This is a genomic window from Bradyrhizobium sp. sBnM-33, from assembly GCF_032917945.1.
Lineage (GTDB): Bacteria > Pseudomonadota > Alphaproteobacteria > Rhizobiales > Xanthobacteraceae > Bradyrhizobium.
On record NZ_CP136624.1, the window covers coordinates 7,310,415 to 7,334,619 of the forward strand.

Here is a 24,205-nt window from a genome sequence, read left to right on the forward strand (position 1 = left end):
TCAAGGCCGACGCCGCTCTCCGCCGTCTCGTCGATCGGGCAGCGGTATGCTGACGCGGCAATTTCTCGGAAGACCTGCCGCTGCGCACCGCGATCGCCGCCGATATCGATACGTTCGCGAGCGCGTAGAACACCGACCAGCCGCGATCGAAGATGCGCCAGCTCCTCGCCGCGCATGCGCAGTGCTAGGCACGATTATGATCCAGTTTTAGCGCAACGGCGGGCATTGGCCCCCGGATCGGTAGCACCATCGTTATTTTCGGCCGGTCACATTGCGTGTATTGTCGACCGGCAAACCCCGGCCGGCGGCACTCGCCAGAGGAACTCAACGCGCCGGTGCTTTCTTGCCGTTAGCGTGCCGCTGCGCCGTGTTGCTGTACACCCAGGCAAACAGGGAGGCAGTACGATGAACATTCGGCCCGATCCCACGTTTCACGCTTCGCCAAAGCTTGCCATGGAAGCTCCGCCGGAGAGCTTCGCCTACACCGTGCTGCTGAGCCCGGACGCGTCGAAGCCGGACGCACTGGCCGTAATCGACGTCAGGCCGGACTCCCAGACCTACAGCCAGGTCGTTCATACCGTCACGATGCCCAACAAGGGCGACGAGTTTCACCATTTCGGATGGAACGCATGCTCGTCCGCGCTATCACCGCTCACCGGACATGCCTTCCTCGAGCGCCGCTATCTCATCATTCCCGGCATGCGGTCGTCCCGCATCTACATCGTCGATACCAAGCCGGATCCCACCAAGGCGGCGATTCACAAGATCATCGAGCCTGAGGAAATCTTCAAGAAGACGGGATACTCGCGGCCGCATACCGTTCATTGCGGACCGGAAGGCATTTACGTCTCTACGCTCGGCGGCGGCGGCAAGGATGGCACCGACGGACCGCCTGGCGTCTTCATCATGGATTGCGAAACCTTCGAGGTGCTCGGACGGTGGGAAATCGATCGCGGGCCGCAGCAACTGCACTATGATTTCTGGTGGAACCTGCCGCGCGATTACATGGTGACGAGCGAGTGGGCATTGCCGCCACAGTTCGAGAACGGGATCGTGCCGGAAGATCTGCTCTCCAACAAATACGGCCATCGGATCCACTTCTGGGATCTGCGCGCTCGGCGCAATGTCCAGACCATCGATCTCGGCGCCAACCATCAGATGGCGCTGGAGGTGCGTCCCGCGCATGATCCGGTGCGCGAATACGGCTTCCTCGGGGTCGTGGTCGACACCACAAACCTCGAAGGCTCGATCTGGACATGGTGGCGCGAGGGCGGCAAGTTTCACATCGAGAAGACGGCGACGATCCCGCCCGAGCCGGCGGCGAAGGAACAACTGCCGCCGCTGCTGCAAGGCTTCGGCGCCGTGCCGCCGCTGGTCTCGGACATCGACTTGTCGATGGATGACAAATTCCTCTACGTCGCCTGCTGGGGCACCGGCGAGATGCGTCAATACAATGTCCACGAACCGCGAAGGCCGAAGCTTGCCGGCTCGGTACGCATCGGCGGCATCGCGCGCCGCACGCCGCACCCGAACGGCAAAGCCTTTGCGGGCGGTCCGCAGATGGTCGAGATCAGCCGCGACGGCAAGCGGGTGTACTGGACCAACTCGCTGTATTCGACGTGGGACGACCAGTTCTATCCCGATGGTGTTCCGGGAGCCATGGTGATGGCCAATACGAAGCCAGACGGCGGCCTCGAGCTGGCAAGGGATTACTGGGTTAATTTCCCCGACGGTTACCGCGCGCACCAGATCCGGCTCGACGGCGGCGACTGTTCGACGGATTCGTTCTGCTATCCGTCGGTTTGAATTTGAGCGGATCCGACTGGACACCGGCCTGGCTCTGGCTGGCTGTCATCGCGAGCGGCCTCTATCACGGCATCAACCCGGGCATGGGCTGGCCGCTGGCTGTTTCGGCTGGACTGATGGAGCGGAGCCCGCGTGCGCTGGTGGCCGCGCTCGGGCCGCTTACGGCCGGCCATCTGCTCGCGATGCTGCTCGTACTTCTTCCCTTCGCGCTGCTCGTTGCCATCGTCGAGTGGCAGCGCACGATCCAGATCGGCGCAAGCCTCCTGGTGATCGCCTTCGGCCTGTTCCGGTTGGCCAACCGCCGCCATCCGAGAGTTTTAGCGCGGATATCACCGGCGCAACTGGGGCTTTGGTCTTTTGCCGTGGCGCTGGCGCATGGCGCCGCGCTGATGCTGGTGCCGATCTATCTCGGGCTCTGCCGGGAATCAGAACTCGACCGCGGCCACGCAGCCGCCGGTACCCTCATCAACGCCAATCTCGGCATGGCTCTGCTGGTCGCCATCGTCCACGGTGCCGCGATGGCCGCCGCCGGCGGCTTTTGCGCGTGGCTCGCCTACCGCTATCTCGGCCTCAAATTCATATCGCAAAGCTGGTTCAACCTGGATACGACTTGGGACCTGAGCCTCATTCTCGTGGGCGCGATTGCGCTGGCGCTCAACCTGAGCTGACGCGAGCTAGCCTCAACGCAACTTTTCAAGCAATGCGATCAACGTCTCGCGCTCCTTTGCGTCCAGCGGCGCCAGCGTCTCTCTCGAGATCGCAAGCGCGTTCGGCGCGGCCTTCTCGGCCAGTTGCTGGCCGGCGCGCGTCAGACTCACGAGCAGCCGGCGACCGTCCTCGGGATCCGGGCTGGTTTCGGTCAGGCCGCGCGCGGTGAGACGGTCGATCACGCCCTTGATGGTGGCGACATCCATCGCCGTCAGTCGTCCAAGCAGATTCTGGGAGCACGGCCCGGTCTCGTTCAGCTTGGCCAGCGCCGCCCATTGCGTCGGCGTCAGGTTGATACCGATCTCGCGGGCGAAGATGGTGGCATGGCGCTGCCAGACCTGACGCAGGATGAAGCCGATCTGTTCGTCGAGTATGTAGGACGGGCGCGGCGGCTTGAAGCTCCGTTTCGGCGAAACACTCCTTCCCATCTGCGTTCCCCGCCCTTCCCCTCGCCGATCACAGCGACAGATGCGCGTCCCGGATATCCGGCCGCGCGTCGAGTTCGGCCATCGTGCCGCCGAAGCAGATCTTGCCACGCTCGATGATGTAGGCGCGATCCGAAATCAGCCGCGCGAAATGCAGGTTCTGCTCCGAGACCACGATGCTGACGCCTTCCTTCTTCATCGCCAAGATGGCGTCGACCATCTGTTCGACGATTTTTGGCGACAGTCCTTCCGATGGCTCATCGAGCAGCACCAGCGAAGGATTGCCCATCAATGTTCGCGCAATCGTCAGCATCTGCTGCTCGCCGCCGCTCATCCGCCCGCCCGGCCGGTTGCGCATCTCGCCAAGATTGGGAAACAGCGTGAACAGTTTCTCGCGCGTCCAGTGCGGCGCATTCGGCCGTTTTGGCTGGCGGCCGACTTCGAGGTTCTCCTCGACCGTGAGATCCGTGAAGATGCGCCGCTCTTCCGGCACGTAGCCAAGCCCGCCGCGCACGATCGCATGCGTCGGTTCGCGCGAGACGTCCTTGCCTTCGAAGACGATCCGCCCCGAACGGCTCTCGACGAGGCCGACGATGGAACGGAAGGTGGTCGACTTGCCGGCACCGTTGCGTCCGAGCAAAGCCACCACTTCGCCCTCGCCAACCTCCAGCGCGATATCGAACAGGATATGCGCCGGGCCGTAAAAACTGTTGAGATCGGCGACCTGCAGCTTCATGCGCCGGCTCCCTCGCGATGACGCGCATCGTAGACCAGTCCTTCGCCGAGATAGATCGCGCGCACCTGCGGATTGCCGCGGACTTCCTCTGGCGAGCCCTCGGCGATCAGGCTGCCACGGTTGAGCACGAGGATGCGGTCGGCATGTTCGAACACCACGTCCATGTCGTGCTCTGTGAACAGCACGCCGATCGATTGCTCGCGGGCAATTCGCGCGGTCAGCCGCATCAGCTCGATCCGCTCGCGCGGCGCCATGCCGGCGGTCGGCTCGTCCATCAGCAGCAACTTCGGCTGGTTGGCGAGCGCAATCGCAAGTTCCAGCCTCTTGAGATCGCCATAAGCGAGTTCGCCGCAGGGCCGCTCGGCATAGGCGCCCATGCCGACGAGGTCGAGCAGCCGGCCCGCCTCGTCACGGGCGTAAGCCGCGGTCGAGCCCCAGAGATTGAACAATTGCCTGCCATACGACACCAGCGCGACCTGCACGTTCTCGCGCACCGTCATGGTCGGGAATGTCGCCGTGATCTGGAACGTGCGCCCGACACCTAGCCGCCAGATAGCGCGCGGCTTCTCGCCCACGGTATCCTTGCCAAGCAGATGGATGCGGCCGCTGTCCGGCATGTTCTGGCCGTTGAGCATGTCGAAGCAGGTGCTCTTGCCCGCGCCGTTCGGGCCGATCAGCGCCAGAATTTCGCCCGCACGCAGTTCGAACGAAACGCTACGCACGGCATGGACGCCGCCATAGGATTTGCTCAAGGCCTCGACAGACAGCAATGTAGGGACCATGCTCATTCGGCGGCCTCGATCCGTGAGGTGACCAGCGCAGATTTTTTGGCATCGGAGGAGCGCCGGCGATTTCGGATCGCCTCCAGCGTGCCGACGATACCCTTGGGGAACGCCACCACCATCAGCACGATGAAGCCGCCCAGCACCAGTTTCGAAAGATCGGTCTGGCTGACCAGCCAGATGTTTGCTGCCTTGAACACGATGGCGCCGATCACCGCGCCGGAAACCGTCTCGACGCCGCCGAGCAGCACCATAACCAGCGCATCGACCGACAGCGAAATGCCGACGCTGTCCGGGAACACGCTTCCCTTCAGATAGGCGAACAGCGCGCCGCCGATGCCCGCCACCGTTCCTGATATGACGAAAGCCGTCCACTGCACGCGCTTGCCATTGATGCCGATCGCCTCGCTACGCAGCGGCGAGTCCCGCGTTGCGCGCAGTGCAAAGCCGAATGGTGAGAACACCATCACCCGGAGCACAGTGACCACGAGCGCCGTGATGCCGAGCGACAACCAATAGAAATTAGCGGGGCTCGCCGCCCATTTCTCCGGCCATACACCCAAAATGCCGTTGTCGCCGCCGGTCACCTCGACCCACTGGAACGCGATCGACCAGACGATCTGCGCAAAGGCCAGTGTCAGCATCGCGAAATAGACGCCGGAGAGTTGCACGGCGAAGAAGCCGAATACTGCGGCACCCAGCAGCCCCAGCATCGGGCCGAGCAGCAGCGAAACGATCATCGGCAATCCCGCCGCCTTGGCGAGGAATGCGACGCCATAGGCGCCAAGCCCGAAATAGGCGGCATGGCCGAACGAGGCGAGGCCGCCGACCGACATCAGGAAATGCAGGCTGGCGGCGAAGATGACGAAGATCGCGATTTCCGATCCGACGGTGAGCGCGTAGTTGCCGGCAAACAACGGCAGCATGGCCGCAAGAGCCAGCGCGCCCAGTGACATCAACCGTTCACCCGAGGTGAGCGGCCGCCACGGCGTGACGGTCAGGCCCGGCGTTCGGCGTGCGGCAGCTTCCGGCTTGCCGAACAGACCCCATGGGCGCACGATCAGCACCACCGCCATCACCAGGAATACCAGGATGATGGATATCTTCGGGAAGATGAGAATACCGAAGGCGTTGAGCTCGGACACCAGCACGGCGGCGACGAAAGCACCGATGATGCTGCCGAGCCCGCCGATCACCACCACCACGAACACTTCGACGATGATGCGCAGGTCCAGCGCGTGATGCACGGCGTCGCGCGGGATCTGCAGCGCGCCGCCGAGGGCGGCCAAAAAGACGCCGAGCGCGAACACGCTGGTGAACAGCCATTTCTGATTGACGCCGAGCGCCGCCACCATGTCGCGGTCCTGCGTCGCCGCGCGCACCAAGACGCCCCAGCGGGTGCGCTGGAATAACAGCCAGAGAATACCGAGCACAATCGGGCAGAGCGCGATCAGGAACAGGTCGTAGCTCGGAATGTTCTGGCCGAAAAAGTCGACCGCGCCCTTAAAGCCAGGCGCACGGCGGCCGAGCAGATCGTCCGGTCCCCAGATCAGCACGACCATGTCCTGAACCATCAAGGTGAGGCCGAATGTCGCCAGCAACTGGAATAGTTCCGGCGCATGATAGATCCGCCGCAGCAGCACCATCTCGACCAGCACGCCGATGATGGCAACGATCAGCGCTGCAACGACGATGCCGCCCCAGAAGCCGAGCGCGCCGGAGAACCGCTCGGTCAGCGTGAACGCGACATAGGCGCCGAGCATATAGAACGCGCCATGGGCAAAGTTCACGATCCGCGTCACGCCGAAGATGATCGACAGCCCCGACGCGACCAGAAACAGCGAAGCTGCGCTGGCGAGACCGGTCAGGAACTGAACGAAGTAAAAGGCCATTGGCGGTCCGGGTTAGGCAATCGTCAGAGCGGGGCTTTCATCCTTCGAGACGGCGCTTCGCGCCTCCTCAGGATGAGGATCTGCTAGTCCCTCATGGTGAGGAGCGCGGCACCGCCGCACGTCTCGAACCATGAGGCCTGGATAGCGGTGAGTGACTGTCTCTGCGAGTTCGATTCATGGAGAGAGCCCCTCACCCCGACCCTCTCCCCGCGAAGCGCGGGGAGAGGGAGAAGAGAGAATCAATCCTTCGGCCGAAGCTTTTCGACTTCCGCATCACTCGGGAGATAGTCGGCGCCCTTGCGATAGACCGAGTTCACCATCACGCCCTTGCCGTCCTTCAGCGCGGTCTTGCCGACATAGGCGCCGAGCGTCGACTGGTGATCGATCTTGCGGAAGGTGATCTCGCCGAACGGCGACGGCATCGACAGGCCTTCGGTCGCCGCGATCAGCTTCTCCGGATCGGTCGAGTTGGCCTTCGCAAGGATCGCCGCCGCTGCCTTGATGGTCTGGTAGCCGACGATCGAGCCGAGCCGCGGATAGTCGTTGTACTTGGCCTGATACGCTTTCAAGAATTTGTCATGGTCCGGCGTCTTGATATCGTACCAGGGGTAACCTGTGACGATCCAACCCTCCGGCGTCTCATCCTTCAAGGGATCGAGATATTCCGGTTCGCCGGTCAGGAACGAGACCACAGAGCGGTTCTTGAACAGGCCGCGGGTATTGCCCTCGCGCACGAGCTTCACCAGATCGGCACCGAAGGTGACGTTGAGGATGGCCTCCGGATTGGCGGCGGCAACTGCCTGCACCACCGGGCCGGCGTCGATCTTGCCTTGCGGCGGCCACTGCTCGTCGACCCACTGAATGTCCGGACGCTTCTCCGACATCAGCTTCTTGAACACGGCGACCGCCGACTGGCCATATTCATAGTTCGGCGCAATCGTCGCCCAGCGCTTGGCCGGCAGCTTTGCGGCTTCCTCCACCAGCATCGCGGCCTGCATGTAGTTGGAGGGACGCAGGCGGAACGTGTAGCGGTTGCCCTTCGACCAGGTGATGGCGTCGGTCAATGGCTCCGCCGCCAGGAAGAACACCTTCTTCTGGTTGGCGAAGTCGGAGACGGCCAGACCGATATTGGACAGGAACGTGCCGGCCAGCATCGCGACGTTCTCGCTCGACACCAGCTCGTTGGCTGCGGTCTGCGCATCCGCCGGCTTGCCGCCGTCGTCCTTGGAAATGACGACCAGCTTCTTGCCATTGATGCCGCCCGCGGCGTTGACTTCCTCGACCGCGAGCTGCCAGCCCTTGCGGTAGGGCTCGGTGAAGGCCGGCAAGAGCGAATAGCTGTTGATCTCGCCGATCTTGATTTCGCTCTGCGCCATGGCGCTGCCAGCCATGCCCGCCACCGCGATCGCCAATCCCGCTCCCAGCAAATGTCTCCGTCGCATCCCTACCTCCAATGTTGATGTCATTATCTCAAGCCGTCTTCGCCTTTGACTTCCGCAACCGTCAGTCCCCCGACGCGCGGCAATGGCCTGCCGCTGTCGGTGACTGCCACCGCAACCATGATCTCGTTGGCGCGCGGCGCATCGTTGATCTGCACTTCCATCCCGTCGAAATGGCTGCGCACGAAGGCTGCGTCCTTGTGACCGAGCGGAACGTCCAGCGTTGTGCCCGGCCCGCTGCGCTTCTTCGACGACGGGATCAGCGCCGCGCCCTTGCCCAGAACCTTGCGCACCGGCGCGCCCATCTTTGGATGCAAGATCGCCGCCGCATGTTCGAGCTCACCGTTTTCGCCGACCGCAGCCGCCTTGCCGTAGCTGTGGGCCTTGGCGCCGTCGATGCCGAGCGCCGCAACTGCTTTCTTCGAGAGCAATTCGCCAAGCTCCTCGCCGATTTCGATCAAAGGCGAAAGGTCTTCGACATAGCGCCCTGCAAACGGATTCTCGATGACAGCAATCGCCGCCGCGCGCCGCGTCGGCGGCGCGACCTTCTGTCCCATTTCCAGATGGGTTTCCTCGACCACCGTGACGATCTTGCGAATGATCGCGCTCATCTGTCAGCCTCGCTCCCGATCAAGCATGCGCTGTTCTTCCTAGTGCGTTTCCGTGAAACGTTGGCAACGCGCCCGCCCTAATCCCTGTTGCACCCACCACGGCCGTCTCGCCTAGTAGACGCAAGGCCGCACCGTCGATCAATCCCGCCGCAAGCAATTGTTGTGCCCGGCTTACCCCTGCCCTTAACGCATCGTCGATCTCGCTTTCCCGGAGCACGCCGACGTCGCGGGTGACGAGGCGCGCTCCTAGGTCGCTGTCGGGCTGCAGCTCATTGGCCGGACAACGGATGATGGCGGGATGACCAGGCAGATCGACGGCATTGGCGATGATAGTGGCCGCGGCATCGGCTTGCGATGCCGTACGCGCCAGCACGGTAACCGCATCGGCGATCCCGAGCGAAAAGCTACGGCCATGCCGTCCACTGGTCGCGATGCCGCGTGCCGGATCATCGGCTTCGATAATGATGGTTCGCATCACGCCATGACGATCCGGTCGGTCCATCAATCCAACTGTGAACTGCTCGCCACCGGTCAAATGCAACGCGATGTCGCCGCCATTGTTGACATAGGCACGATCGAGCCGTGCCGCGCCCAGCATCGCGCCAAGAATCTCTTCCGCAACGCTGCCTGCCACCGCCGCCATCGGTGTGATGAAATGATCGGCCGCGAACGGCGCGACTGCCGCATGCATACGGCGTGCGACGACACCGTTCAGCGTGCTTCGCACCGGATCGGCGGCTTTGCGAAGTTCGATCAACTCCTCGCAGAGTTCATCGAGCAGGCCGGTAAAGCGCCAAGCAGCGGCTTCATAAGCGGCGCGCACCTCACCTTCACTTCCCTTCGCCTCGATGACCAGATCGATCGGACCATCCTGCAAATGCAGCCGCTTGCCGTCAGGAAGAAGCGCGATTTGCGGGAGCCGTTTCATGCGCGCCGTCCGGGCATATAGGGCATCGGCCGGAATTCGCTGTTTTCCCGCAAGGATGCCAACGGACGCACATGATCCATGTGACCGCCGAGCGCCGCGTAATCGGACAGTTTCAGCGTGAACTCGATCGGCGCGACCAGCGCCGGCGTCGGCACATAGCCGAACGCGCCGGCCGGCATCTGCGTGACGTCGACCATGAAAGTGATGCCGCCGCCGGGCCAGACATAGACCGGCGCGCCGCCGCTGGTGACCCGCGTCAGCGCGTCCTTGACCGAGCGCGTCAGCCGCACCGGATTGTCGGTGACGCCGGCACGCAGCGAACCGCCGGCGCCGCCCATGAACAGCACCGTGCACAGCGCCGGCTCACAATTCTCCTGGATACGCTCGACCGAGAACTTCAGATCAGGCGGCATCTGCTTCTCGATCGGCCGCAGCGCCTCGTCGAGTTCGTAATAGGCGGCGTGCTCGCCGGTGGTCGAGACCATCAGCATGGTGAGCCCAGGCCGCGCCTCCTTCGGATTGAACGGTCCCAGCACCGACAGCGGGTCGGAAATATTGGTGCCGCCCCACCCCGTCCCGGGCTCGGCGACCTGGAAGTAACGGCCGGGCGTCGAGCGCCGCCCCTTCATCTTGATCCCGGTATCGGGAATATCGAGCAGCTTGCCGGCCTGGTGTTCCGAGAGCACGCCGGTGATGTGGTCGTCCACGACCACGACCTCATCGACCTTGCCGTGCCATTGCTTGGCGAACATGCCGATGGTTGCCGAGCCGCATCCCACCCGCATGCGCTCTTCCGCGACACCGTTGACGATCGGCGGATGGCCGGCCTGCACTACCACCGTGGCGCCGCCATCGATCGTCAGTTCCACCGGCTTGCAATTGGAAAGGTCCATCAGCGCGTCGCAGGTAACGCGGCCCTCCTTCTTGGAGCCGCCGGTCAGATGATGCACGCCGCCGAGCGACAGCATCTGCGAGCCATACTCGCTTGTCGTCACATGGCCGATCGCCTCGCCTTCCACGCGGACGGTCGCGGTCTCGGGGCCGAGATAGCGATCGGTATCGATCTTCACCTTGACGCCGCAATAGCTGAAAATACCTTCGGTCACGACCGTGACCATGTCGACGCCGTCGATTTCCGATGACACGATGAACGGCGCAGGCTTGTAGTCGGGATAAGTCGTGCCGGCGCCGATCGCCGTGACGAATACGTTCGGCTCGCGAACGAGTTTGCCGTCCCAGTCGCCACCGGCCTGAAACGGCACCAGCCGTCCGCCGTGCGACACTGTTCGCTCCAACACGATGTGCGGATCGACGCGCACCAGCTCACCATTATGGTTGGCATAGCGATCGCACGCGCCCGCCGCGCCCGGCTTGATGTAACACATCACCGGACAGGCATCGCAGCGGATCTTGTCGCCAGTGGCAACGGTCTCGTCAGTCATGAACAAGCCTGCAGTCGGGAAGGCGCCGATCGGAGCTGCTTCTTCGCGGCCCGACCATTTGTTCGTATACGAATGATGTTGCGCGCGGACTTGAACGCTGTCAAGCGGGCCCGGAAGCCAAAAGCCTCGCTTGCCGCATAATACCTCATTTGCCTCGCATCTCTGTTCATAAAGCGAGCAGCGCGCTGCAGCGCGGGATCGCGCGGCTTGCACGTTTGTACACAAACGGTATCTTTCGGGAGCGTCCAGCGCGTAGTTTGCAGCGCAACGAGAGCCTGAGGGAGCATGAGGCTGAGCACGATGCGGCTGACCGTCAACGGCAACACTCATGATGTCGATGCCGCGCCCGACACCGCATTGCTTTATGTGCTGCGCAACGACCTCGAACTGAACGGACCGAAATACGGCTGCGGGCTCGGCGAATGCGGCGCCTGCGCCGTGCTGATCGACGGCGTCGCCGCCCGCTCCTGCGTGATCCCGATCGAGGGGTGCATCGGGCGCGACATCGTGACGCTCGAGGGCCTCGGCACGCGCGAGCATCCCGATCCCGTGCAGCAAGCTTTCATCAGCGAGCAGGCGGCGCAATGCGGCTATTGCCTCAACGGCATGATCATCACAACGAAAGCGCTGCTGCTGCGCTCCCCTCACCCGTCGGAAGACGAGGTACTGGAAGCGCTGCGCCATCATCTATGCCGCTGCGGTGCGCACGTCGAAATCATGCGCGCGGCAATGCGCGCCGCAGGCCGTCTCGTTGAGGCGCAGACGCGATGACCGTCCCCGACACGGCCGAGAATCGCGAGCGGTTGCAAGGTACGCTGTCCGTCGTGCGTCCGGCATCACCGGTCGAGGCCGTCAAGTTCGAGACGTTCATCAAGATCACGGCCGATGGATCGGTCACTGCCTATAACGGCCACGTCGATCTCGGCACCGGTATCCGAACCGCGCTCGCGCAGATCGTTGCCGAAGAGCTCGACGTGTCCTTTGCGCGTGTCGTCGTCGTGCTGGGCGACACAGCCCTCGTGCCCAATCAGGGCGCGACGATTGCGAGCGAAACGATCCAGATCACCGCCGTGCCGCTGCGCAAGGCCGCCGCGCAGGCGCGGCAGTTTCTCGTCACGCGCGCGGCTGAGCGACTGGAGCTTTCGGTCGACGACCTCGTCATTGAAGACGGCCTCGTCCGCGGCAAGGACAATCGCAGCGTCAGCTATGGCGAACTGATTGCGGGCGAGACCATTCGCCTTGAACTCGCCGACGACGTTGCCGTGAAGGCCGTGAGCGCCTACAGCATCGTTGGTCAATCGGTGCCGCGCGTCGATCTTCCGGCGAAAGCAACCGGTGAATTGGTCTATGTGCACGATGTCCGCGTGCCCGGCATGCTGCATGGCCGCGTCGTTCGCCCGCCCTATGTCGGCGTCGATGTCGGCGACTTCATCGGCAACAGCCTGATCGCGGTCGACGAGTCCTCGGTGCGCGACATTCCCGGACTTGTTGCCGTCGTTCGCATCGGCGACTTCGTCGGCGTCGTCGCCGAGCGCGAGGAGAATGCGATCAAGGCGGCGGCGCAGCTCAAGGTGAGCTGGAAGCCGGTGCCGACGCTGCCCGACCTGAAGGATATCGAAACCGCATTGCGTGCCAATCCGTCGACGTCACGCACGCTGATCGACAAGGGGGATGTCGAGGCTGCAATTGCCGGCGCGGCCAAGCCGATGCCACGGACCTACATCTGGCCCTACCAGATGCACGCCTCGATCGGTCCATCCTGTGCGGTTGCCGAATATCAGGAGGATCTGACGCGGGTCTGGTCCGGCACGCAAAATCCGCATCATCTACGCACCGACCTGGCGCGACTGATCCACCGGCGCGAGGCCGAGATCGAGGTGATCCGGCTGGAAGCGGCCGGTTGCTATGGCCGCAACTGCGCCGACGACGTTTCCGCCGACGCGGTGCTACTGTCGCGCGCCGTCGGTCGTCCTGTGCGCGTGCAATTGACGCGCGAACAGGAGCACGCATGGGAGCCGAAGGGCACTGCGCAGTTGATGGATATCAACGGCGGATTGAACGCCGACGGCAGCGTCGCCGGTTACGATTTTGCGACGCGCTATCCGTCGAACGGTGCACCGACGTTGGCGCTGCTACTCACTGGCGCCGTTCCACACACGCCGGCCGTCTTCGAGATGGGCGATCGCACCGCGATACCGCCCTACGATTACGAGAATCTGCGCGTGGTAGCAAATGACATGCCGCCGATCGTGCGCGCCTCCTGGCTGCGCGGCGTCTCGGCGCTGCCGAACACCTTTGCGCATGAGTCCTGGATCGACGAATGTGCGTCTGAAGCCGGCGTCGACCCGATCGGATATCGCCTGCGCTATCTGAAGGATGCACGCGCCGTCGATCTCGTCAATGCGGTGGCCGAACGCGCCGGCTGGAAGCCGCGGCCGGTACGCGAGGCAAAGCAGGCCGAAGGCGATATCGTGCGCGGGCGCGGCTTCGCCTATGCGCTCTATGTGCACAGCAAGTTTCCCGGATATGGCGCAGCGTGGTCGGCGTGGATCGCCGACGTCGCGGTGAACAAGGCGACCGGCGATGTCAGCGTGACGCGCGTCGTTGCCGGACAGGATTCCGGCCTGATGATCAATCCGGACGGCGTGCGCCACCAGATCCACGGCAATGTCATCCAATCGACCAGCCGCGCGCTGATGGAGGAAGTGTCGTTCGATCGTACCTCCGTGACGGCACGCGAATGGGGCGCCTACCCCATCATCAAGTTTCCCGAGGTGCCTGAGATCGACGTGCTGATGCTGCCGCGACAGGATCAGCCGCCACTCGGTGTCGGAGAATCCGCCTCCGTCCCCAGCGCAGCCGCCATCGCCAATGCGATCTATGACGCGACTGGTGTGCGGTTCCGCGAATTGCCGTTCACGCCGGAGCGCATTTTGCGCGGGCTACACGGCGAGCAACCCGCCACAGCGGAGGCGTTGCCCGCGCCAGCGTCCGCACCACAGCCTGTTCTCAACCGATGGTACAATCCGTTCGCTGGAAGGCGCGGCGTTTTCGCCACCGCCGCAGCGTTGTGCGCAGCTGTGGTCGGCATTGGCGCCGCGGTGCTGCCGTGGCGAGCGATCGCGCCGATCGCGCGGCCGGATGCCTCGCTCTATTCGGCCGCGACCATCGCGCGCGGCCAGCAACTTGCCGCGCTCGGCGATTGCGCGGTGTGCCACACCGCTGCGAATGGCGTGCTTAACGCCGGCGGCCGGCCGCTGCCGACGCCGTTCGGCACGATCTACTCGACCAACATCACGCCCGATGTCGAAGCCGGCATCGGCGCATGGTCCTATCCCGCTTTCGAACGCGCGATGCGTGAGGGCATCCATCGCGACGGAAGGCATCTCTATCCCGCGTTCCCCTACACCCACTTCGCCAAGACCACCGACGCCGACATGCAGGCGCTGTACGCCTATCTGATGGCGCAGCCGGCGGTGCGCGCGGAGACGCCGGCGAACATGCTGGCGTTTCCATTCAACCTTCGCCCGCTGATGGCCGGATGGAATGCGCTGTTCCACACACCCGCCGTGTTCCAGCCCGATCCTACAAAATCCGAGATCTGGAATCGCGGCGCTTATCTGGTCGAAGGCCTCGGCCATTGCGGCGCCTGCCATTCGCCGCGCAACGCGCTCGGCGCGGAAAAAGCGAACGCCTATCTCACCGGCGGATTCGCCGAAGGCTGGGAAGCGCCGGCGCTGACTTCGTTGTCGCAAGCGCCGATCCCTTGGAGCGAGGACGAACTGTACGCATATTTGCGAACCGGCGAATCGCGCTTTCACGGCGTCGCCGCGGGGCCGATGGCGCCGGTGGTGAGGGAACTCGCGGCATTACCTGATGCCGACATCCGCGCCATGGCGGTCTATCTCGCCTCGCTCAACGAGACCGCGATCGATCGCCCGGCGCAGCAAGCGCTTGCCGCCAGGCTCGAAGCTTCGACCGGCACGCGAACGCTTGCGGCTTCTAGCGTAGGCGCGCGCCTCTACCAGGGCGCCTGCGCTGTCTGCCACGAGGTCGGCGGCGCACCGCTGTTCGGCAGTCGGCCATCGCTGGCGCTCAACAGCAATTTGCACAGCACCGTGCCCGACAATCTGATCCAGGTCATCCTCCACGGCATCGCAAAGCCGGCCGCGACCGACCTCGGCTATATGCCGGCATTCAAGGACAGCCTGACCGACGGCCAGATCGCTGAACTAGTCGCTTATCTCAGGCAACAATTTGCTCCGGACAAGCCGGTCTGGAAGGATATTCCTGCTGCGGTCGGCCGTATCCGGCAGGAATAGCGCGCTGAGCTGCCATGCCGCCGGCAAAACCCACTGGTTGGGCGGCCCCCGGCGCGGTACAGTTCCAGCATGGCAGTAACCGATATTGCATCGCGGACCTATAATCACGGCTGGCGGCTCGACCCGATCGTGCGCAGCCTGCTCGATACCGATTTTTACAAGCTCTTGATGCTGCAGATGATCCGGGAATTCTACCCGGAACAACAGGTCACCTTTTCGGTGATCAATCGCACCCGGCAGGTCCGCCTCGCCGAGATCATCGACGAAGGCGAACTGCGCGCGCAGCTCGATCACGCGCGCACCATCCGCTTTACCAAGAAGGAGCTGATCTGGCTGTCCGGTAACACGTTCTACGGCAAGACCCAGATGTTCTCGCCGGACTTCATCCACTGGCTCGCCAACTTCCGCCTGCCCGAATACGAGCTCAACAAGGTCGACGGCCAGTACGAACTGCACTTTCACGGGCCGTGGACCCACACCACGATGTGGGAAATCCCGGCGCTTGCGATCATGAATGAGCTGCGCTCGCGGCAGGCGACCAAGGGCCAGGGACGTTTCGTGCTCGACGTGCTCTATGCGCGCGCCAAAGCCAAGCTGTGGTCGAAGGTGGAGCGGCTGCGCAAGCTCGAAGGTCTCCGGCTGTCGGACTTCGGCACCCGCCGCCGTCACGGCCATCTGTGGCAACGCTGGTGCGTCGAGGCGGTCAAGGAGGGCCTCGGCTCCTCCTTCACCGGCACCTCCAACGTGCTACTCGCGATGGACAACGATCTCGAAGCGATCGGAACCAATGCGCATGAGCTACCGATGGTCGCGGCCGCGCTCGCCAATTCCGACGAGGAGCTGCGCTGGGCTCCCTATCGCATCCTCGATCAATGGCGACACACCTATGGCGGTAACCTCCTGATCGCCCTGCCCGACGCCTTCGGCACCAAACCGTTCCTGCGCGACGCACCGGACTGGGTCGCCGACTGGACCGGCTTCCGCCCCGATAGCGCACCGCCGATCACGGCAGGCGAGGACATCATCAAGTGGTGGAAGCAGAAGGGCCGCAATCCCAAGGATAAGCTCCTGGTGTTCTCGGACGGCATGGACGTCGACTCGATCGAGGAGACCTATCGTCACTTCGCCGGACGTGTCCGCATCTCGTTCGGCTGGGGCACCAACCTCACCAATGATTTCGTCGGCTGCGCACCGGATGGATCGGCCGATCTCGATCCGATCTCGCTGGTCTGCAAGGTAACCTCCGTCGATGGGCGGCCGGCGGTGAAGCTGTCCGATAATCCCGAGAAGGCCACCGGTACGCCATCCGAGATCGAACGCTATTTGCGCGTGTTCGGCAATGCCGGCCGCGTCCGCACCGCCGTGCACGTCTGAGCCATCAAATACTTTCCCGCCACTACATAATCTGACGAGCCCCGCATGCCCGCACCCAAGCCGCCTGCCTTCGAAACCCTCAGCCTGCATGCCGGCCAGCGCCCCGACCCTGCGACCGGCGCCCGCGCCGTTCCGATCTACCAGACCACCTCCTACGTGTTCCAGGATCCTGACCACGCCGCGGCGCTGTTCAATTTGGAGCGCGCCGGCCACATCTACACCCGCATTTCCAATCCCACGACCGCCGTACTCGAGGAGCGGCTGGCGGCGCTGGAAGCCGGCGTCGGCGCGATCTGCACGGCCAGCGGCATGGCCGCGATGCATCTCGCAATCGCTACCATCCTCAATGCCGGCGATCATATCGTCGCCTCCGCATCGCTCTATGGCGGCACCATCAACCTGCTCGCCCACACGCTGCCGCGCTTCGGCATCACGACGACCTTCGTCAAGCCGCGCGCGCTCGATGAATTCCGCGCCGCGATCAAGCCGAACACGCGGCTAGTGATCGGCGAGACCATCGGCAATCCCGGGATGGAAGTGCTGGATATCCCGGCAGTCGCGCAGATCGCGCATGATGCCAAGATTCCACTTCTGATCGACAACACCTTTGCCACGCCATATCTTAGCCGCCCGATCGAGCTCGGCGCCGATCTCGTGATGAACTCGGCGACCAAATGGATCGGCGGCCATGGCATCGCGATCGGCGGCGTCATCGTCGATGGCGGCCGGTTCGATTGGCACGCGTCGGGCAAGTTTCCCCAGCTCACCGAGCCCTATGCGGGCTACCACGGCATCGTCTTCGACGAGCAGTTCGGCCAGGCCGCCTTCATCATGCGCGCCCGAACCGAGGGGCTGCGCGACTTCGGCGCCTGTCTGTCGCCGACCAACGCGTTCCAACTCCTGCAGGGCGTTGAGACGCTCGGCGTCCGGATGGAGCGCCACATGAGCAACACGCTTGCGGTGCTGGAGGCGCTGACGGCCAACAAGGCGGTCGACTGGGTGCTGCATCCGGCGCTGGAAGATCATCCCGACCATCAGCTCGCGAAGCGGCTGTTGCCGCGCGGCGCCGGATCGATCGTCTCTTTCGGCATCAAGGGTGGCCGCGGGGCGGGCAAAAAATTCATCGAGTCCTTACGGATGATCAGCCACCTTGCCAATGTCGGCGACGCCAAGACGCTCGTGATTCATCCGGCCAGCACCACGCATCAGCAGATGGACGCCGCGCAGCTGAAGGCGGCAGGGGTCGGCGAGGAGCTGGTGCGGCTATCGGTCGGTATTGAGACCGTTTCCGACATCATCGACGATCTCGGCCAGGCGCTTCGCGCATCGCAAAAGGTTTGACCCATGCAGCTTTCCGTCAACGGTGCTGATGTCTTCGTTGCGACCGGCGGCCGCCCGTTCGATCCGTCGCTGCCCGCGGTGGTGATGCTGCACGGCGCGGGGTTCGATCATTCGACCTGGGCGCTGCACAGCCGATGGTTCGCGCATCACGGCTACTCCGTGCTGGCGCCCGATTTGCCCGGCCATGGCCGTTCGGGAGGCAGCCCGCTGCCAACCATCGCCGACATGGCCGACTGGACCGCGGCGCTGCTCGACGCGGCCGGTGCGTCCAAGGCGAAGCTGGTGGGACATTCGATGGGATCGTTGATTGCGTTGGAGACGTCCGCGCGGCATCCCGACAAGGTGTCGGCCCTCAGCCTGATCGGCACCGCCGCCGCGATGACCGTCGGTCCCGATCTGCTCAAGGCCGCCGAGGTCAACAACCCCGACGCCATCGACATGGTCACAATCTGGGGCCTCGGCTTCAAGGCCGAGCTCGGCGGCAGCCTTGCGCCGGGACTGTGGATGCATCAGGGCGCGCAGCGCGTGCTGCAGCAGACCCGCCCCGGCGTGCTTTACAGCGATCTCAACGCCTGCAACTCCTATCAGAACGCACTCGCTGCAGCGGCGCAGGTCAAGGTGCCCGTCACCTTCATTCTCGGCGAGCGCGACATGATGACACCAGCCAAGGGCGGCAGGGCGCTGGCGGCGGCGACGCCGAATGCGCGGATCGTCGTCGTTCCCGGCGCCGGCCACATGATCATGGCCGAAGCGCCTGACGAACTGCTGGCGGCGCTGCGGCAGTAGCGATTGAACTCTTTTTCTTCCTTCTCCCCTTGGAGAAGGTGGCGCGAAGCGCCGGATGAGGGGTCTCTATCCGCGGAGACAGACCCCTCACCCGTCTCGCCGCCGCTACGCGGCGTCGATCCATCCTCTCCCACAAGGGGAGAGGGGAAGTGCGCCGGGCCAATCATCACTGCCGTGCGATAGGCTTGCGCTCCACCGGATGAATCTCGATCCCGCGTAACCTTCCGATCCGCAATACGTCCATCGCCAGCGTCCGCCCGATACGGTCGCGGTCAAGCGCGCGGATCAAATCGTCGACGCCGTTGATCTCGACGCCGTCGAGCTTGATCACGACGTCGCCCGGCAACAGGCCGGCCTTCGCGGCCGGGCTGTCCGGCTCGATCTGCGCCAGCAGCGCGCCCATCTTGTTGTCGACGCCGGCGACCACCGCATGCCGTCGCGGGATCGGGGCGGTTTGTCCGGCAACGCCGATATAGGCGCGGCGGACATAGCCGTGGCGGATGATCTCGGACAGCACGAACTGCGCAGTGTTGCTGGCGACCGCAAAGCAGATGCCTTGCGCGCCATTGATGATTGCGGTGTTGATGCCGATCACCTCGGCCGCCGACGAAACCAGCGGCCCGCCGGAATTGCCGGGATTGAGCGCCGCATCGGTCTGGATCACGTCCTCGATGGTTCGCCCGCTCATGGAGCGGATCGAGCGGCCGAGCGCCGACACCACGCCGGCGGTCACCGTTGATTCGAAGCCGAGCGGATTGCCGATCGCGACCACGAGTTGGCCGCGACGCAGGCTCTTGGAATTTCCTAGCGAGGCGTAACGCAGATCGCGCGCCCCATCGGCCCGCAACAGCGCGAGATCGGTGTCGGGATCGACGCCGAGCACGTGAGCGTCGGTGATGAAGCCTTCGATGTCGCGCAGGCGGATCTCTTTCGACGATCCGACCACATGGCTGTTGGTCAGCACGAGACCGTCGGGCGAGATGACGATGCCGGAACCAAGTCCGCCGCGCTCCCGCGCGCTGCGTACTTTCGGCCCGGTTTCGACGCGCACGACCGCTGGCCCGACCCGCTCGGTCACGTCGATCACGGCATTGGAATAGGCGTCGAGCAGAACCCGGTCGTTGTCCCGGGCAGGCTCAGCCGTTCGCGATGACAGTCCGTCATCGGCGGTATCTGATGTAAAATCCAACATGGCGAGATTTCCTTCGGCCTCATCAGATGGTGGCCGGGAACCGGATGCGCAAGAGCCGCGGCGCGTGCGCAGGCCTGCTCCCCCTCCGCTTCAGGAAACCCGCAGCTTGCCGCCTCGCGTCTTGACCGGATCGAGCAGCGACCAATCGCCCTCGGGCAGTACATGTCCCTTCGGGAACGGGGCACGCAACTCGAGGCCGAGCGAGCGCAGCACGCGATCGTCGCGGTAGTAGCATTGCAGGACGACGCGGACGAGCGTTGCAGCCGCAACGCCGCCGGTGGCGCGAAACTCCTGCGCTACGGCATCGCGTTTGGCCTCATCGAGTTCGGCCAGCGGCTTGCCGGCCATACGCGCCAGATGGTCGAGCGCGGCACGCACCATCGCAGTATCGCGGCCGAGCGTCGCCAGCATGTCGGCCTGGATTGCGGGATCGTCGGCGCCGGGCACCTTGTACTCGTCGCTGGCGGGAATGATCATCGCCGCTATGGTGCGAAGGTCATCGCGCTGGGCTGAGGTCAATTCATTTGTTGCGAGCATGGCGGTCTCAGTCGAAGAGGTTGGCAAGGCGTTGCTTCATCTGGTCGGCGACGTAGAGCGCGATCGCCTGGATGGTCGAGGTCGGGTTCACGCCGCCCGACGTCACGAACACGCTGCCGTCGACGATGAAGAGGTTCTTCACGTCGTGCGAACGTCCCCATTCGTTGACGACGGAGCGCGCGGGGTCGGTTCCCATCCGCGCGGTGCCGAGCAGATGCCAGCCGCCCCAGGGAATCGGGTTGTTGATGCAAATGTCGGTCGCGCCGGCGGTTTCGAGAATCTCCCGGCCGCGCGCCAATCCATGCTCCATCATCTTCCGGCTGTTCTCGCTGATCGTGTAGTCGATCTTCGGCGCAGGGATTCCGTGGCAGTCCTTGAGCACGGGATCGAGCGTGACCCGGTTGTGCTCCTCGGGCAGATCCTCGCAGATCGCAGACACCGCGAGCCGATGGCCGTTGAGCCTGCGGAACACGCGGTGATGGTCCGCGCCCCACGGCAAGATGCCCTTCTGCTCGCTCGCGACGGCTTCGAACACCGGCCCCGCGCCGCGGCCGAACTGGATGCCGTAGCCGCGGACGAAGCCGCGCGAGAGATCGGTGTCGTAAAATTCCTTGCTCCACAGGCAGGTCGGCGGCGCGCGGTTCGAGTCAGTCGGCTCCTTCACAAAACCGTAGATCTGCGCATAGGGATGGAACATCAGGTTCTTGCCGACCAGGCCGGACGAATTGGCCAGCCCACTCGGGAAGCGGCCGGAGACCGAGTTCAACAATAGCCGCGGCGTGCCGACGCCGTTGCAGGCGATGATGACGACCTCGGCCGGCTGGAACTGCTCGACGCCATCCTTGTCGTAGTAAACGACGCCAGCGGCCATGCCATGCTCGTTGGTGAGGATTTCGCGCACGCGGCAATGGGTCTTTAGCTCAACGCCGGCGCGGATCGCCTGCGGCCAATAGGTGATGTCGGTCGAGGCTTTGGCGCCTTGCGCGCAGGCCGGCGTGCAATGACCAAGATTGATGCAGCGCGCCCGCCCCTCGTAGTCCATCGTCGCGACCGTGGTGTCCGACGGCCACCAGTGCCAGCCGAGCTTGTTCATGGCCTTGCCGATCAGCGGGCCGGAGAGCCCGAGCGGCTGCGGCGGCATCGGCGGGTGGGTCAGCGGCGACAGCGGATCGCCTGAGAGACCCGAGACGCCCATCATCCGGTCATTCTCTTCGAAGAACGGCACCAGCGTGTCGTAGTCGATCGGCCAGTCGTCGGCGACGCCGTCCAGCGCCTTCACCCTGAAGTCTGAGGGATGCAGCCGCGGCCAATGCGCGGTGTACATCACCGTCGAGCCGCCGACGCCGTTGAAGTTCACGACTTTTATCGGCGAGTTGTCGTCGTTGATCGGATAGTCCTCCGGCCGGCCGCGAACGTTCGGGCTGGTCGACCACTCGCCATAAAACTTCGCCTCCCAGTCGCGCCCCGTGCTCGGATATTCCGAGGGCTTCATCCAGCCGCCCTGGTCGAGGCAGAGAATATGCATCTTGGTTTCAGCCAGGCTCCACGCCACCGCCGCGCCGGACGCGCCTGCGCCGATGATGAGGACGTCAACGGGGTCGTTCATTGCGTTCGCTTCGCTCCCTGAGTTGTTGTCGCCTTGAGGGTGATCTGGGCTCCACGATAGGGGCAGATGCGGCCGGCAGTAAAGCCGAGCGAGGCCGACTTGGCGGGACAAACACGCAACCCTGCCACGCCTTGATACAGGTTTGTCCGCAGGCGCGAGACCGGATAGCTTTTAAGCAAACCACAAACGCGGGAGCGACGCCGATTCCGGACTACGACGCCATCATTATCGGCGCGGGCATGTCGGGCCTGTACCAGCTCTACCGGCTGCGCGAACAGGGTTTTCGCGTGCGGGTGTTCGAGGCCGCGACCGATGTCGGCGGCACCTGGTACTGGAACCGCTATCCCGGCGCGCGCTTCGATTCCGAAAGCTATTCCTATGGCTATTCGTTCTCGAAGGAGTTGCTGGAGGAATGGGAGTGGTCGGAGCATTTTGCCGGCCAGCCGGAGACGCTGCGCTATCTGAATTATGTCGCCGACAAGTTCGACCTGCGCCGCGATATCCAGTTTCGGAGCCGGGTGACAGTGGCTACTTACGAGGAAGATACGCGGAGCTGGACCATTACACTGGAGGACGGCAGCCGGTTCGGCGCGCGCTTCCTGATCACCGCGATCGGGCCGTTGTCGACACCTACCCTGCCGAGGGTCGAGGGCCGCGAGGATTTCAAGGGCGCCTCCTTTCACACCGCGCGATGGCCGAAGGAGCCGGTGGATTTTACCGGCAAGCGCGTCGCCGTGATCGGCACCGGCGCCACCGGCGTGCAGACCATCCAGACCATCGCGAGAGAAGTCGGCCATCTCACCGTGTTCCAGCGCACGCCGAACTGGTGCGCGCCGCTGCACAACGGCAAGATCGACGCGGAGACCCAAGCGAAGATCAAGGCCGGCTATCCGGAAATGTTCGCCCGCTGCAAGGAGACCTTTGCCTGCTTCCTGCATACGCCAGACCCGCGCGGCGCGTTCGAGGTATCCGACGAGGAGCGCGAGGCGTTTTATGAAAAGCTCTATAGCGAGCGCGGCTTCGGCATCTGGCAGGGCAACTTTCGCGACATCTTGATTGACCGCAAGGCGAACGCGACGATCTCCGATTTCGTCGCACGCAAGATCCGCCAGCGCGTGAACAACCAGGCCGTCGCTGAAAAGCTGATTCCGAAAAATCACGGCTTTGGTACCCGCCGGCTGCCGCTCGAAACCTTCTATTACGAGGTCTACAACCAGGACAATGTCGAGCTGGTCGACATCACGGAGACACCGATCGAGCGGATCACGCCTGAAGGTATCAGGACAAGCGAAGGGGATTACGAATTCGACATCATCATCTATGCGACCGGCTTCGATGCCATCACCGGAAGTTTCGACAAGATCGATTTTCGCGGGGTTGGCGGCGCGCGGCTGAAGGACAAATGGAAGCGCGGGCCGCAGACCTATCTCGGCATCATGGTGCATGAATTCCCGAACATGCTGATGCTGATGGGGCCGCACACCGCGCTCGGCAACATTCCGCGCAGCATCGAATACAGTGTCGACTGGGTGACCGGGCTGCTTCGGTTTGCGATGAAGAACAAGCTGACGCGCCTCGAAGCGACGCCCGAAAGCGTCGAGTCGTGGACCGATCATGTCAAGGCGCTCGGCGAAGGATTGCTGTCGAACGAGGTGAACTCCTGGATGACCGGCATCAACACCAATGTCGAAGGCAAACAGACCCGTATCGTCGCCCGCTACAGCGGCAGCGCGCCGGCGTACCGCGCCAGGTGCGATGAGGTAGCGGCGAAGGGGTATGATGAGTTGAGGCTGGGGTAGCATTGCTGTTGTGCCGTCATTACGAGCGCAGCGAAGCAATCCATGCCTCGACCCGGTGATAGATGGAGCGTCGTTGCTTCGCTCCTTGCAATGACGCGCAGTTAGTGACGCAGCGCGAGATCGTCATCCCCCGCGCAAGCGGGGGATCCAGTACGCTGCGGCTTATCGGCTTAATCACTGTTGTCTCTGGAATACTGGATCACCCGCTTTCGCGGGTGATGACGACTGAATGTAGGTTCGCGATCTCGCCGCATCATTTGCGCGAGTTTTGGCTGGAGAACTTCCCGCCCTCTCCAATTAGAGGGCGCAGGGAAGACCGGGTGCGCGCCGCACCCGCGGTCTCGTGTGCAATTTGCGCACTCAAAACGCGCACACGAGCATACAGGTTCGGCGGGAGCATCCCGGCCTTCCCTGCGCAATGGCTTTACGGCTTACTTCGTGCTCTTCCCGGTGAACGGCTTTCTTGCCACCGTCGCCGC

Annotated in this window: 19 protein-coding genes; 8 read left to right on the forward strand and 11 right to left on the reverse strand. The window is 63.8% G+C overall.

The genetic code is table 11. The features are described from left to right. The first annotated feature begins 405 nt into the window (after window positions 1–405). Both RX328_RS34365 and RX328_RS34370 read left to right on the forward strand, forming a co-directional pair. Window positions 406–1,806: a selenium-binding protein SBP56-related protein gene (locus RX328_RS34365; protein ID WP_213249518.1), complete on the forward strand. Its 1,401-nt coding sequence runs from the start codon at window positions 406–408 to the stop codon at window positions 1,804–1,806. 2 nt (window positions 1,807–1,808) lie between these two features. Beyond that, the gene (locus tag RX328_RS34370) at window positions 1,809–2,474 is read left to right on the forward strand and encodes a hypothetical protein (RefSeq protein ID WP_213249516.1); all 666 of its coding nucleotides are present in this window, start codon (window positions 1,809–1,811) and stop codon (window positions 2,472–2,474) included. Window positions 2,475–2,486: 12 nt separating this feature from the next. On the opposite strand, the gene RX328_RS34375 is transcribed toward RX328_RS34370, so the two are convergent. The 8 genes from RX328_RS34375 to RX328_RS34410 all read right to left on the reverse strand — a co-directional run bounded on the left by RX328_RS34375 (window position 2,487) and on the right by RX328_RS34410 (window position 10,769). Continuing rightward, window positions 2,487–2,942: a MarR family winged helix-turn-helix transcriptional regulator gene (locus tag RX328_RS34375; protein WP_213249514.1), complete on the reverse strand. Its 456-nt coding sequence runs from the start codon at window positions 2,940–2,942 to the stop codon at window positions 2,487–2,489. Window positions 2,943–2,970: 28 nt separating this feature from the next. Then, entirely contained in the window at window positions 2,971–3,675 is a 705-nt protein-coding gene (locus RX328_RS34380; protein ID WP_028347398.1) for an ABC transporter ATP-binding protein, read from the reverse strand. Beyond that, window positions 3,672–4,463, reverse strand: a complete 792-nt coding sequence (locus RX328_RS34385; protein WP_213249512.1) for an ABC transporter ATP-binding protein — start codon at window positions 4,461–4,463, stop codon at window positions 3,672–3,674. Before RX328_RS34385 ends, RX328_RS34380 begins: the two co-directional genes overlap by 4 nt. Further along, window positions 4,460–6,349, reverse strand: a complete 1,890-nt coding sequence (locus tag RX328_RS34390) for an ABC transporter permease (protein ID WP_213249510.1) — start codon at window positions 6,347–6,349, stop codon at window positions 4,460–4,462. Before RX328_RS34390 ends, RX328_RS34385 begins: the two co-directional genes overlap by 4 nt. Before the next feature lie 239 nt (window positions 6,350–6,588). Next, window positions 6,589–7,791, reverse strand: a complete 1,203-nt coding sequence (locus RX328_RS34395) for an ABC transporter substrate-binding protein (RefSeq protein ID WP_213249508.1) — start codon at window positions 7,789–7,791, stop codon at window positions 6,589–6,591. Window positions 7,792–7,814: 23 nt separating this feature from the next. Further along, on the reverse strand, window positions 7,815–8,399 hold the full coding sequence (locus tag RX328_RS34400) for an amino acid synthesis family protein (protein WP_213249506.1): 585 nt from the start codon (window positions 8,397–8,399) through the stop codon (window positions 7,815–7,817). A gap of 19 nt (window positions 8,400–8,418) precedes the next feature. Continuing rightward, a complete protein-coding gene (locus RX328_RS34405; protein WP_213249504.1) occupies window positions 8,419–9,327 on the reverse strand; it encodes a UPF0280 family protein in 909 nt (302 codons plus the stop codon). Next, on the reverse strand, window positions 9,324–10,769 hold the full coding sequence (locus RX328_RS34410; RefSeq protein ID WP_213249502.1) for a 6-hydroxynicotinate reductase: 1,446 nt from the start codon (window positions 10,767–10,769) through the stop codon (window positions 9,324–9,326). Before RX328_RS34410 ends, RX328_RS34405 begins: the two co-directional genes overlap by 4 nt. Before the next feature lie 285 nt (window positions 10,770–11,054). On the opposite strand from RX328_RS34410, the gene RX328_RS34415 reads away from it, so the two are divergent. The 5 genes from RX328_RS34415 (at window position 11,055) to RX328_RS34435 (ending at window position 18,592) form a co-directional block, all read left to right on the forward strand. Beyond that, entirely contained in the window at window positions 11,055–11,540 is a 486-nt protein-coding gene (locus RX328_RS34415; protein ID WP_213249500.1) for a (2Fe-2S)-binding protein, read from the forward strand. Next, a complete protein-coding gene (locus tag RX328_RS34420) occupies window positions 11,537–15,091 on the forward strand; it encodes a molybdopterin cofactor-binding domain-containing protein (protein ID WP_213249498.1) in 3,555 nt (1,184 codons plus the stop codon). Before RX328_RS34415 ends, RX328_RS34420 begins: the two co-directional genes overlap by 4 nt. 69 nt (window positions 15,092–15,160) lie before the next feature. Then, entirely contained in the window at window positions 15,161–16,465 is a 1,305-nt protein-coding gene (gene pncB / locus RX328_RS34425; RefSeq protein WP_213249496.1) for a nicotinate phosphoribosyltransferase, read from the forward strand. Window positions 16,466–16,510: 45 nt separating this feature from the next. After that, window positions 16,511–17,806 carry an O-acetylhomoserine aminocarboxypropyltransferase gene (locus tag RX328_RS34430; RefSeq protein WP_213249495.1) on the forward strand — a complete coding sequence of 432 codons (1,296 nt, stop codon included), beginning with the start codon at window positions 16,511–16,513 and terminating at the stop codon, window positions 17,804–17,806. Window positions 17,807–17,809: 3 nt separating this feature from the next. Then, the gene (locus tag RX328_RS34435) at window positions 17,810–18,592 is read left to right on the forward strand and encodes an alpha/beta fold hydrolase (protein ID WP_213249493.1); all 783 of its coding nucleotides are present in this window, start codon (window positions 17,810–17,812) and stop codon (window positions 18,590–18,592) included. Window positions 18,593–18,758: 166 nt separating this feature from the next. On the opposite strand, the gene RX328_RS34440 is transcribed toward RX328_RS34435, so the two are convergent. The 3 genes from RX328_RS34440 to RX328_RS34450 form a co-directional block, all read right to left on the reverse strand. Next, window positions 18,759–19,784 (reverse strand): S1C family serine protease, encoded by a 1,026-nt coding sequence (locus RX328_RS34440; protein ID WP_213249490.1) that lies wholly within the window; start codon window positions 19,782–19,784, stop codon window positions 18,759–18,761. 90 nt (window positions 19,785–19,874) lie between these two features. Further along, window positions 19,875–20,321 carry a hypothetical protein gene (locus RX328_RS34445; RefSeq protein ID WP_213249488.1) on the reverse strand — a complete coding sequence of 149 codons (447 nt, stop codon included), beginning with the start codon at window positions 20,319–20,321 and terminating at the stop codon, window positions 19,875–19,877. Between the two features lie 7 nt (window positions 20,322–20,328). After that, the gene (locus RX328_RS34450; RefSeq protein ID WP_213249486.1) at window positions 20,329–21,927 is read right to left on the reverse strand and encodes a GMC family oxidoreductase; all 1,599 of its coding nucleotides are present in this window, start codon (window positions 21,925–21,927) and stop codon (window positions 20,329–20,331) included. Between the two features lie 239 nt (window positions 21,928–22,166). Here RX328_RS34450 and RX328_RS34455 point away from each other — a divergent pair, with 239 nt between their 5' ends. Further along, entirely contained in the window at window positions 22,167–23,726 is a 1,560-nt protein-coding gene (locus RX328_RS34455; RefSeq protein WP_213249484.1) for a flavin-containing monooxygenase, read from the forward strand. Window positions 23,727–24,205: the final 479 nt, after the last annotated feature.

Excerpts from the sequence above, each read along its gene's own strand:
- RX328_RS34375 (WP_213249514.1), bottom strand. The coding sequence starts at position 2,942 with ATGGGAAGGAGTGTTTCGCCGAAACGGAGCTTCAAGCCGCCGCGCCCG.
- RX328_RS34365 (WP_213249518.1), top strand. The coding sequence starts at position 406 with ATGAACATTCGGCCCGATCCCACGTTTCACGCTTCGCCAAAGCTTGCC.
- RX328_RS34440 (WP_213249490.1), bottom strand. The coding sequence starts at position 19,784 with ATGTTGGATTTTACATCAGATACCGCCGATGACGGACTGTCATCGCGA.
- RX328_RS34390 (WP_213249510.1), bottom strand. The coding sequence starts at position 6,349 with ATGGCCTTTTACTTCGTTCAGTTCCTGACCGGTCTCGCCAGCGCAGCT.
- RX328_RS34415 (WP_213249500.1), top strand. The coding sequence starts at position 11,055 with ATGAGGCTGAGCACGATGCGGCTGACCGTCAACGGCAACACTCATGAT.
- RX328_RS34395 (WP_213249508.1), bottom strand. The coding sequence starts at position 7,791 with ATGCGACGGAGACATTTGCTGGGAGCGGGATTGGCGATCGCGGTGGCG.
- RX328_RS34435 (WP_213249493.1), top strand. The coding sequence starts at position 17,810 with ATGCAGCTTTCCGTCAACGGTGCTGATGTCTTCGTTGCGACCGGCGGC.
- RX328_RS34405 (WP_213249504.1), bottom strand. The coding sequence starts at position 9,327 with ATGAAACGGCTCCCGCAAATCGCGCTTCTTCCTGACGGCAAGCGGCTG.
- RX328_RS34455 (WP_213249484.1), top strand. The coding sequence starts at position 22,167 with ATGTCGGGCCTGTACCAGCTCTACCGGCTGCGCGAACAGGGTTTTCGC.
- RX328_RS34410 (WP_213249502.1), bottom strand. The coding sequence starts at position 10,769 with ATGACTGACGAGACCGTTGCCACTGGCGACAAGATCCGCTGCGATGCC.
- RX328_RS34450 (WP_213249486.1), bottom strand. The coding sequence starts at position 21,927 with ATGAACGACCCCGTTGACGTCCTCATCATCGGCGCAGGCGCGTCCGGC.
- RX328_RS34385 (WP_213249512.1), bottom strand. The coding sequence starts at position 4,463 with ATGAGCATGGTCCCTACATTGCTGTCTGTCGAGGCCTTGAGCAAATCC.
- RX328_RS34445 (WP_213249488.1), bottom strand. The coding sequence starts at position 20,321 with ATGCTCGCAACAAATGAATTGACCTCAGCCCAGCGCGATGACCTTCGC.
- RX328_RS34430 (WP_213249495.1), top strand. The coding sequence starts at position 16,511 with ATGCCCGCACCCAAGCCGCCTGCCTTCGAAACCCTCAGCCTGCATGCC.
- RX328_RS34420 (WP_213249498.1), top strand. The coding sequence starts at position 11,537 with ATGACCGTCCCCGACACGGCCGAGAATCGCGAGCGGTTGCAAGGTACG.
- pncB (WP_213249496.1), top strand. The coding sequence starts at position 15,161 with ATGGCAGTAACCGATATTGCATCGCGGACCTATAATCACGGCTGGCGG.
- RX328_RS34400 (WP_213249506.1), bottom strand. The coding sequence starts at position 8,399 with ATGAGCGCGATCATTCGCAAGATCGTCACGGTGGTCGAGGAAACCCAT.
- RX328_RS34380 (WP_028347398.1), bottom strand. The coding sequence starts at position 3,675 with ATGAAGCTGCAGGTCGCCGATCTCAACAGTTTTTACGGCCCGGCGCAT.